The organism is Nocardia sp. NPDC003345 (genome assembly GCF_053589395.1).
Map to the genome: position 1 here is coordinate 1 of NZ_JBSFRU010000285.1, position 8,740 is coordinate 8,740.

An 8,740-nucleotide genomic window follows, 5' to 3' on the forward strand; every position below is an offset into this window, starting at 1 on the left:
GCGGCGGACCGGCCGCCGCACCACCGCTGCCGGCCGTGGATTCCGCTACCGCGGCGCGCCGAACACCTCCGCCGATTCGGGATATCGGATCAGGGCGAGGGGATACAGAACGGCCGCGAGCACTCCGGCGATGAGGAACCCGAGGTCGATACCGCCGAACAACTGCGCGCCCGGTCCGATGAACCACGCGTTGCTCGAACACAGCAGTCCGACGGCCGCCGCCACCATCCAGACCAGGAGCCCGCGCAGGTTGAATCCGGCGGTGAACCAGTAGATCCCGCCGCGGCGTCCCTGGTTGAACACCTGCAGCGCCGCCACGTCGTAGTAACCGCGGCGGTAGAAGTGACCGATCGCGACGATCACGATCCAGGGCAGCGAGAAACACGTGAGTACCTGCAGGAACACGCTGATACCCGCGACGATCGCCGAATAGAAGTGCCCGATATAAACCAGCGCCGCCGATACCCCGCACGCGACCAGGGTCGCCTGGACCCGGTTCAGCCGGGGAACGATCGAGGAGGTGTCGAGTCCGGTCCCGTAGGTGTTGATCACCGCCTGGGCGGTGCCCGAGGCCAGACCCAGATACAGGACGGCGGGGACGAACCACGCCGGCGCACCCGCGACCAGTCCGAGAACGTAGGGGTCCTCGGCCGTCACCGCGCCGCCGCCCAGTACGGCTGTCGCGGTGAAGGTGCCCCACAGCATGGGGATGCCCATACACAGGGCGCCGACGAACAGCGCGAGAGTGATCGCGCGGTCGCTGTGCAGCCGTGGCGCGATATGGCGCGTCCAGTCCCCGGCGTAGGGGCCGAGGGAGGAGATCGTCGAAGTGGTGATCAGGAACGATGCCATCCAGGTAGCGGTCGCCGACCCGAAGGCGTACTCGCCGGTCCCCGCGTAGGACGGGTCGAAATCGCCGCCGTAGGCGAACAATCCGAGCAGCAGGCACAGTCCCGCGGTGGGGATCATGAAGCGCTGGGCGGCGACCAGATTCGCGTGACCGAGCACCGAGATGGCCGTGACGATCACCGCGAGTACGGCGTAGGCGATCAGCCGGGGCACGGTGGTGTCGTCGAGATGGAAAACCGTGACCAGGGCGCCCGCCAGCGCGTCACCGCCGGTCCAGATACTGAGTGCGGCGAACGCGAGCGCCGCGGTCGCCTCCAGCAGGGAACCGATCAGCCGGCCCGCGACGCCGAAGAAGGCACCGCTCGCCACGGGATTGTTGGTGCCGGTACGCGGACCCATCAGTCCCATGGGGGCCAGCAGGATCGCCCCCAGCAGCGTGCCCGCGACGACGGAGGTCGCGGCCTGCCCGAAACTCAGCCCGAAGGTCACCGGGAACGCCCCGATGATGATGACGCTCAGCGCGAGACTGCTGCCGAACAGGATCGCGGTCAGGTTGCGGGGTGTGGATTTCCGGTTTTCCTCGGGGATGTATTCGATCCCGCAGCGTTCGATCCGGCCCATCCGGTCGGCGAAGAACTGCGGGGCGGGGGCGGTGACCGGTGGTCCGGCGGGCGGGGCGGCTACAGCGGCGGTGGTGGTTTCGGTGGACATCGTGATCAGGCTCCAAGGCGTGCGGTATGGCCGAACGAGGACAGGGCCAGCGCGCCGTCGGGCAGCCTGAGATCGCCTTCGGCGAGGCGGTTGCGGAGATAGGTGAAACTCTGCGCGGTCTGCGCGTGCAGATGTTCGCCCGCGATCAGCGGTGGGCGGGCGGGGCGTTCGGGGGTGACGAATTCCGGGAGCGGCTCGACGACGGTGTCGTAGTCGACACTGAAGAACAGCGGAAACGAATACCGCTCACTGGTGACCTTGCGGACGCGATGGGTGGTGGCGACGAATTCGCCGTTGGTCCACAACTCCAGCATGTCGCCGATATTGAGGACGAACGCGTCCGGTACCGGTGGGGCGTCGATCCATTCCCCGGCGCCGTTGAGCACCTCCAAACCGGGGGCGGTCGGTTTCAGGATGGTGAAGCATTCGTAGTCGGTGTGCGCGCCGATTCCCAGCCTGTCGACGGCGTCGAGATCCTCCGGGTAGTGCAGCAGGCGCAGCTGCGACGGGGGTTCGGTGACGTAGTGGTCGAAGTAGGTATCCGGTTTGCCCAGGGCCAGCGCGAAACCGCGGAGCACGATCCGGCCGAGTTCGAAAACCGCGGAATAGTAGGCGGATACCGTCTCGGCGAAACCGGGCAGGTCGGGCCATTGGTTGGGGCCCAGCAGGGGGTTTCCGGCGAGGTAGCGCGGATCGTCGGCCGGTAGATCGAAACTGAGGTCGTAGGCCTCCTTCTTGTCCACCCCACCGCCGGCGAACACCTCCTCGCCCTCGGGGACGTAACCGCGGTGATTCGTGGAATTTCCGATGTAGACGGCCATCTTCTCGGCTGTCGGCAGTGCGAAGAACCGGGTGGCCGCCGCCTGTAGCGCGTCGATCAGCGGCTGCCCGATCCCGGTTCCCGTCAGGTACATGAAGCCGACAGTGCGGGCCGCGTCGCCGAGTCGCGCGGCGACGGCCGCCCGGTCCTCGCCGCTGCCGTGGACGAGCGGGCCGATATCGATAACGGGGAGGGCGGCGAAATCGGTGGTGCCGGTCATATGCGGGGCCTTTCGTTGCCGGATCGGGGGAAGTTGCGGAGATCGCCGTCGGCATCGGCGACGGTCCAGACGCGGACCAGCGCCGCACCGGAGGCGCTGATATCGCGGGTGTGCAGCAGCGCCGCGCCGGAGTCGAGCCGCACGTCGAGCCGGCTGTGCTCGCGGAACGGCAGGCTGGAATGGGTGATCGGCCAGCCGTCGCGGACGCGGCCGATCGAGATCTCGATATCGACCAGATCCTGGGCGTGCTCCCGGTCCGCCGCGGCGACGGCGCGGGGCAGGTCGGGCCCGTGGTCCCGGACGGGTGGCCGGTCGCGTACGTAGGCGTAGTCGGCGCCGGCGCGCAGCAGGAAGCCGTGACGTCCGGTGGCGCGTTCGACGAGCGTCAGCGCGGCGGCCGGCAGCGCGTCGCTCGGTGTGTCGCGCTGCCAGTGTTCGAGATACGGCTGGAGTCGGCCGCGTTCGACCAGGGTGTCCGCCTCCATATGCAGCGTCCCGGTATCGGGGACGGCGTGGAACGGTTCGATATCCATACTGCGCGCCCAGGTGAAAACCGCCGGATCCGCGGGGTCGGTGGCGAGCGTCCCGGCGAAACCCTCCTGGCGGGACATCCATTCGAGGTGGGGGCGGGTCAGGTCCCGCAGGCAGGACACAGCGCGGAAATCGGGCCGGTCCGCGGGCCGGCGGAGGTCGGCGTAGTGCCGGCCCGCCTGCAGCCAGGTCACGGCCGTGGTGGTGTCGCGCGTGCCGTCGATCCATTCGAGGCAGGTGCGCCGCCAGACCCCGGTGAGCTCACCGGATCCGGGAATTCGCGCGGTGGCCGGGGCCTGGTGGGGCCATCCGGGCAGGGGTCTCGCGGTCGTCATCGCCGGCGCCCTTCCGTAATTACGGTCAACTGACAGTAATTACGCGGCAGGGTCGAGTCGTGCGGGTCACCGCACTGTTCACCGTAGGTAGCGCCCTGGGCCTCCGGTTACGAGTACGTTTCGGCGACCTGGGCGGTATGCGAGGATCGGACGGTGACGGAGGTGGGAAGTACAGCCGTGACAGCACCGAAGCGCCGCGTCGGACGACCACGCGCCAGCGGGCCCTCGCGATCGGGTTCCGATACCCGCGCCGATGTCCTCACGGCGGCGGCGCGGTTGTTCGGGCGGCGCGGATACGCGGCCACCAGCACCCGGGCCATCGCCGAGGCGGCCGGTATCCGGCAGGCGTCGGTGTACAACCATTTCCGCGGTAAAGAGGAAATACTCACCGTCCTGCTGGAACAGACGGTCCGGCCCGCGCTCACGGTCGCGGCGCGGCTACGGGAGGCGGATATCCCGCCGGAAGCCGGACTGTGGGCGCTCTGCCACGCCGATGTCCGGGTGCTCCTGGAGGACCCGCACAATATGGGGGCGCTGTTCCTGCTTCCCGAGGTGACCGGTGACCATTTCGCCGGAGTTCGCGGTCATCGTGACCAGTTGTGGAGCGCCTACCGTCATCTCATCACCCGGACCGGCCGCCGCGCCGGCTCCGAGGAATTGACCACCCGGCTGGTCTGCGGACTGGTGGAAAGCGTGATCCAGTCCCGGCCGCCAGAGGGTGAACGGGATGTGGACGGGGTCGCCGCGGGGGTGGCCGAGGGTGTGCTGCGGCTCCTGGGTTGCCGCGCGGCGGAGATCACCGCCGCGCGTACGGCGGCCGAGCGTTTCGCGGCCTGACCTCGCGCCGCCTGCCGTTCGACCATATGTACGCGATTTCCGGTTCGGTCACGACACCCTGCCGACCGCGGTGACGGCCGCGCGCTCGGCATCGCCGTGGGTGATGTAGGCGGTACCGGTGGCGGTATCGACCGCGACATCCTCGGTGTAGTTGCTCGTCAGCGAGTACAGGTCGACCACCGTGATCTCGGTGCTCGTGGTGAGGTCGATGACGACGACGTTGTCGTAGTTCACGACGTAGGCGGTGTGGGTCGTCGGGTCGATCGCGATATCGAGCGCGTTCCCCGCGACCGGGAGGGTCGCGGTGGTCGCGCGGGAGTTGCCGTCGATGAGCGTGGCGGAGCGTTCGTCACCGGAGCTGTCCGGCGGGTCCGTCATCACGGTGGCGCAGATCGTATGGGTCTCCGGATCGACCGCGATATCGATCGGGTGCGAGTACTTCTCCAGCAGGATCGGGGCGGTGACGGCGCGGGTGCGGGTATCGAGAACCGCCAGGCCGTCGTCGGTGGTGATGTACAGGGCGTGCAGGGCGGGGTCGAGGGCGGCCCGGGCGTCGTAGCCGCCGTCGACCGGCACCGTCGCGACCACGGCGCGCGTCCGGCTGTCCACGACGGTCACGCCGGCCGCGCAGACCACATACAGGACGCCCGACTCCGGATCGGGTACCAGGGCGGTGGGCGTGCACGCCATGGGCACGGTGGCGGCGACGGCTCGATTGGGGAGATCCAGGAAGGTGACCGAGCGCTCCCCGGCGGCGAACAGAACGCCGGATCCCGGGTCGAAAGCGAGTTTGCGGACCTTCTCCCCGATCTCGAAGGTTCCGGTGACCGAGCGGGTAGCGATATCGACCGCCGACACCGTGCCGTCGCTCCCGTCGGAGAGGTACAGGGTCCGCGCGGCGGGGTCCACCGCGATTTCGTAGGCCGGACGGTCGATATCGAAAGTCGCCGTGACCTCGGCGGCGGGCTTTTTCTTGTCGGGACCGGCGGTGGCGACCGCCACGATGACGACGATCACCAGGGCCAGGACGAGGAGCGCGTAGCCGACGAGGAACCGGTTGCGCGGGCCGGCGGGTGCCGGAGCGGCGCGCGAAGCGGCCGATGGCAGTTCGGCGGCGGGGATACCGGCCGCGACGAAGGGCACCGCGGCGGCGAGGGCTCCCAGGCCGGCGTATTCCGAACCGGACCGGTCCGCCGACCGCCCCATCGGCGCGTCGGCGGGCGCGGGCAGCGGAGCGACGGCGGTGGCGGCGGTCCGCGAGTAGTGCGCCGGATCCGGGTCGGCGGCCGTGAGACTCGGCTGCCCGCCCGCGAGGTGGTCGCGTGCCCGGCGTGCGGCGACCGCGAGCTCACGTGCGGTGGCGGGGCGGCGGTCGGGGTCCTTGTCCATTCCGTGGGCGATGACCGTGTCGAATGGCCGCAGGTCCGGCCGGGTTGCCGAAGGGCGGGGTGGGTCGACCGTGAGATGCGCGGCGATCTGCTGTTCCAGGGCGTCACCGGGGAACGGTGTGCCTCCTGTCAGGCATTCGTACAGGACGCAGGCGAGTGCGTAGACATCCGAGCGGGCATCCGCGCGCCCGGCGGAGAACCGTTCCGGGGCCATATACGCCACCGTGCCGATGGTGGTGCCGGTGGTGGTCAGCCCGGTATCGGAGGTCGCCCGGGCGATTCCGAAATCGATGAGATACGCGAAATCGTGTTCGGCGAGCAGGATGTTGGAGGGTTTGACGTCGCGGTGCACCACGCCGTCGGCATGGGCGGCTTCGAGGGCCGCCGCGATCTGTTCGACGATATGTACGGCCCGGTCCGGGGTGAGTGGTCCGGTGCGGGCCAGGACGGCCTTCAGATCGATACCGTCGACGATCCGCATTTCGAGGAAGAGGCGGCCGTCGATTTCGCCGAAGTCGTGGATCGGCACGATATGGGGTTCGCGCAGCCGGGCCGCGGCATGGGCCTCCCGGCGGAAGCGCTCCCGGTAGCCGGTATCGGCGCCGAGATGCGCGGGCAATACCTTGATCGCTACGGTGCGGTCGGTCACGGTGTCGTAGGCGCGGAACACCTGGCCCATCCCGCCCTCACCGATCTTCGCCAGCAATCGGTAGCGGCCGAACGGCTCACCCGTCGCCTGATCCATCGTGTCCTCCCCGGCCCTCGGCATCGGCCACCAGATTGTGCTGGCTATCACGGCGCGCTGCCAACCGCGGGGACTGTCCGAATTGGTTAGATTGCATCATGCATGTTATGTGTATTATGCACATCGACTGAATTCATTCTTGCTGAGGAGCAGGCTCGTGACCAAAACCGAACCCGCCGTCCGCCCCGCGGCGGTACTGGCGGTGCTCGCCTTCGCCGGGATCGTGGCGTCACTGACGCAGACCCTGGTGATGCCGTTGCTCGGGCAGCTGCCGGAAATCCTGGATACCGAACCCTCGAACGCGACCTGGGTGGTCACCGCGAGCCTGCTGGCCAGCGCGGTCACCACACCCGTCGCCGGCCGGTTGGGCGACCTTCTCGGCAAGCGGCCGGTCCTGGTGGGGTCGGTGGTGCCGTTGATCGCCGGTTCGGTGATCTGCGCCGTGTCCTCGTCCCTGTGGCCGATGATCGTCGGCCGCGGTCTGCAGGGCATGGGCGTGGGCCTCATCCCGGTGGGTATCGCGGCGCTGCGTGATCTGCTGCCGCCGGCCAAACTCGGCTCGGGTATCGCCCTCATCAGCTCCTCCCTCGGTGTGGGTGGCGCGCTGGGCCTGCCGCTGGCGGCGGCGGTCGTCGAATACAGCAGCTGGCGCTACCTGTTCTGGGGCGTCGCGGCGCTGGGCGTGGTCGCCGGTGCGTTGATCTTCATGGTGGTGCCGTCCACCCCGCCCCGGGCCGAACGCGGCCGGTTCGACTTCCTGGGCGCCATCGGCCTGGGCGCCGCGCTGGTCTGCCTGCTGCTCGCGGTGTCCAAGGGCGCGAGCTGGGGCTGGACCAGTGTCACGACCCTCTCGCTGTTCGTCGCCGCGGTCGCGGTGCTGCTGGTGTGGGGTGTGTGGGAACTGCGGATGCGCGACCCGCTGGTCGATCTGCGGGTGACCGCCCGGCCGCGGGTGCTGCTCACCAACGCCGCCTCGATCGTGATCGGTATGTCGATGTTCTCCCAGGCGCTGGTCTTCCCGCAGCTGCTGCAGCTGCCGGAGGCCACCGGTTACGGCCTCGGACAGTCGATGGTCGCCATGGGTCTGTGGATGGCGCCCGGCGGGCTGATGATGATGCTGGCCTCGCCGCTGAGCGCGAAACTCTCCGCGCTGGCCGGCCCCAAGGTCACCCTGGTCTTCGGCTCGGTCATCATCGCCGCGGGTTACGGCGTCACGGTGCCGCTCATGGGCGAGCCGTGGGGCCTCATGATCGGCGCGATCGTCATCAGCCTCGGTGTCGGGTTCGCCTACGGTGCCATGCCCGCGCTGATCATGAGCGCGGTGCCGGTGACCGAGACGTCGGCGGCCAACAGTTTCAACACCCTGATGCGCGCCATCGGCACCTCGGTTGCCTCCGCCGCGATCGGCGCGGTGCTGGCGGAGATGAGCACCACCTTCGCCGGCGGCGTGACCGTTCCCACCGAGAACGGTTTCACGGTGGGCATCCTCATCGGCTGCGGCGTCGCGATCGCCGCCGCCCTGATCGCCCTCACCATCCCCACGGCCAAACGCGCCACGGCGGCCGCGGTCGCCGGAGCCCGGCCCGACCTCGCGAAGGCCGAGGCACACGCGGTGTCCGAGGCGGTACCGGCCGCGCCGGCGGGTCTGTCCGTGGAGGCCGAACGCGTGGTGGACGAGGCCGCGGCCGGTCACGCCGCGCCGGGACCGCGGCATGCCGCGCCCGAGGCCCCGGCCGCCGTTGCGGCGGCGCACAACGGAGCCGGCGCTGCCGGCGCTGCCGCGCCGCAGCCGGCCGGTGACGGATCGGTGCTGTTCGGCCGGGTGTACGACGGCCGCGGGACCGCGGTCGCGGGTGCGACACTCACCCTGATCTCGCCGTCGGGCCGGCAACTGAGCCGCGCGCTGTCCGGGCCGGACGGGTTCTACGAACTGGCCGCCCCGGAACCGGGTTCCTATGTACTGATCGCCTCCGCGGAAGGGCGGCGACCCGACGCGTCCACGGCGGTGCTGGGCAGCAACCCGGTGTCCTACGACGTCACTCTCACCACCCTCGCCAGCCTGGAGGGCACGGTGTCGCGCACCGGCGACGGCACCCCCGTCGTGGGCGCGACGGTGACCGCGCTCGATCTCCGTGGCGAGGTGATGGCGGCCGCGGAATCCGATCCGGCCGGTCATTTCGGGCTGGGCGGTCTGCCGGAGGGCGAGTTCACCTTGGCCGTGAGTGCCTTCGGGTACCACCCGACTGCGGTATCGGTGCAGGTCACCGGCCGTGATACCGCTCGCGTCGAGGTATTGCTGCGTCC

Annotated in this window: 6 protein-coding genes and 1 pseudogene; 3 read left to right on the forward strand and 4 right to left on the reverse strand. The window is 69.6% G+C overall.

Annotated features, from left to right (window positions below; genetic code table 11):
- Positions 1-45: 45 nt before the first annotated feature.
- Genes ACWDU1_RS25010 through ACWDU1_RS25020 form a run of 3 tightly spaced genes read right to left on the reverse strand, consistent with a single transcriptional unit; the run spans position 46 to position 3,466 of the window.
- Positions 46-1,560, reverse strand: a complete 1,515-nt coding sequence (locus tag ACWDU1_RS25010) for a purine-cytosine permease family protein (protein ID WP_450002052.1) — start codon at positions 1,558-1,560, stop codon at positions 46-48.
- 5 nt (positions 1,561-1,565) lie between these two features.
- The gene (locus ACWDU1_RS25015; protein ID WP_450002053.1) at positions 1,566-2,600 is read right to left on the reverse strand and encodes an isopenicillin N synthase family dioxygenase; all 1,035 of its coding nucleotides are present in this window, start codon (positions 2,598-2,600) and stop codon (positions 1,566-1,568) included.
- Positions 2,597-3,466, reverse strand: a complete 870-nt coding sequence (locus ACWDU1_RS25020) for a hypothetical protein (protein WP_450002055.1) — start codon at positions 3,464-3,466, stop codon at positions 2,597-2,599. Before ACWDU1_RS25020 ends, ACWDU1_RS25015 begins: the two co-directional genes overlap by 4 nt.
- A 177-nt stretch (positions 3,467-3,643) precedes the next feature.
- Between ACWDU1_RS25020 and ACWDU1_RS25025 the strand changes: the two genes are divergently transcribed.
- Positions 3,644-4,303: a TetR/AcrR family transcriptional regulator gene (locus tag ACWDU1_RS25025; protein WP_450002057.1), complete on the forward strand. Its 660-nt coding sequence runs from the start codon at positions 3,644-3,646 to the stop codon at positions 4,301-4,303.
- 48 nt (positions 4,304-4,351) lie between these two features.
- Here ACWDU1_RS25025 and ACWDU1_RS25030 read toward each other — a convergent pair whose 3' ends face one another.
- Positions 4,352-6,436 (reverse strand): serine/threonine-protein kinase, encoded by a 2,085-nt coding sequence (locus tag ACWDU1_RS25030; protein ID WP_450002059.1) that lies wholly within the window; start codon positions 6,434-6,436, stop codon positions 4,352-4,354.
- 157 nt (positions 6,437-6,593) lie between these two features.
- On the opposite strand from ACWDU1_RS25030, the pseudogene ACWDU1_RS25035 reads away from it, so the two are divergent.
- Together ACWDU1_RS25035 and ACWDU1_RS25040 are read left to right on the forward strand one after the other, a co-directional pair.
- A pseudogene (locus tag ACWDU1_RS25035) lies at positions 6,594-8,036 on the forward strand (MFS transporter); the annotation flags it as partial.
- Between the two features lie 222 nt (positions 8,037-8,258).
- A partial coding sequence (locus ACWDU1_RS25040; protein WP_450002061.1) for a carboxypeptidase-like regulatory domain-containing protein occupies positions 8,259-8,740 on the forward strand: 482 nt, incomplete at its 3' end.

What these genes read in the sequence shown, in the direction of transcription:
- ACWDU1_RS25030 (WP_450002059.1), bottom strand. Translation starts at nt 6,436, where the DNA reads ATGGATCAGGCGACGGGTGAGCCGTTCGGCCGCTACCGATTGCTGGCG.
- ACWDU1_RS25010 (WP_450002052.1), bottom strand. Translation starts at nt 1,560, where the DNA reads ATGTCCACCGAAACCACCACCGCCGCTGTAGCCGCCCCGCCCGCCGGA.
- ACWDU1_RS25015 (WP_450002053.1), bottom strand. Translation starts at nt 2,600, where the DNA reads ATGACCGGCACCACCGATTTCGCCGCCCTCCCCGTTATCGATATCGGC.
- ACWDU1_RS25020 (WP_450002055.1), bottom strand. Translation starts at nt 3,466, where the DNA reads ATGACGACCGCGAGACCCCTGCCCGGATGGCCCCACCAGGCCCCGGCC.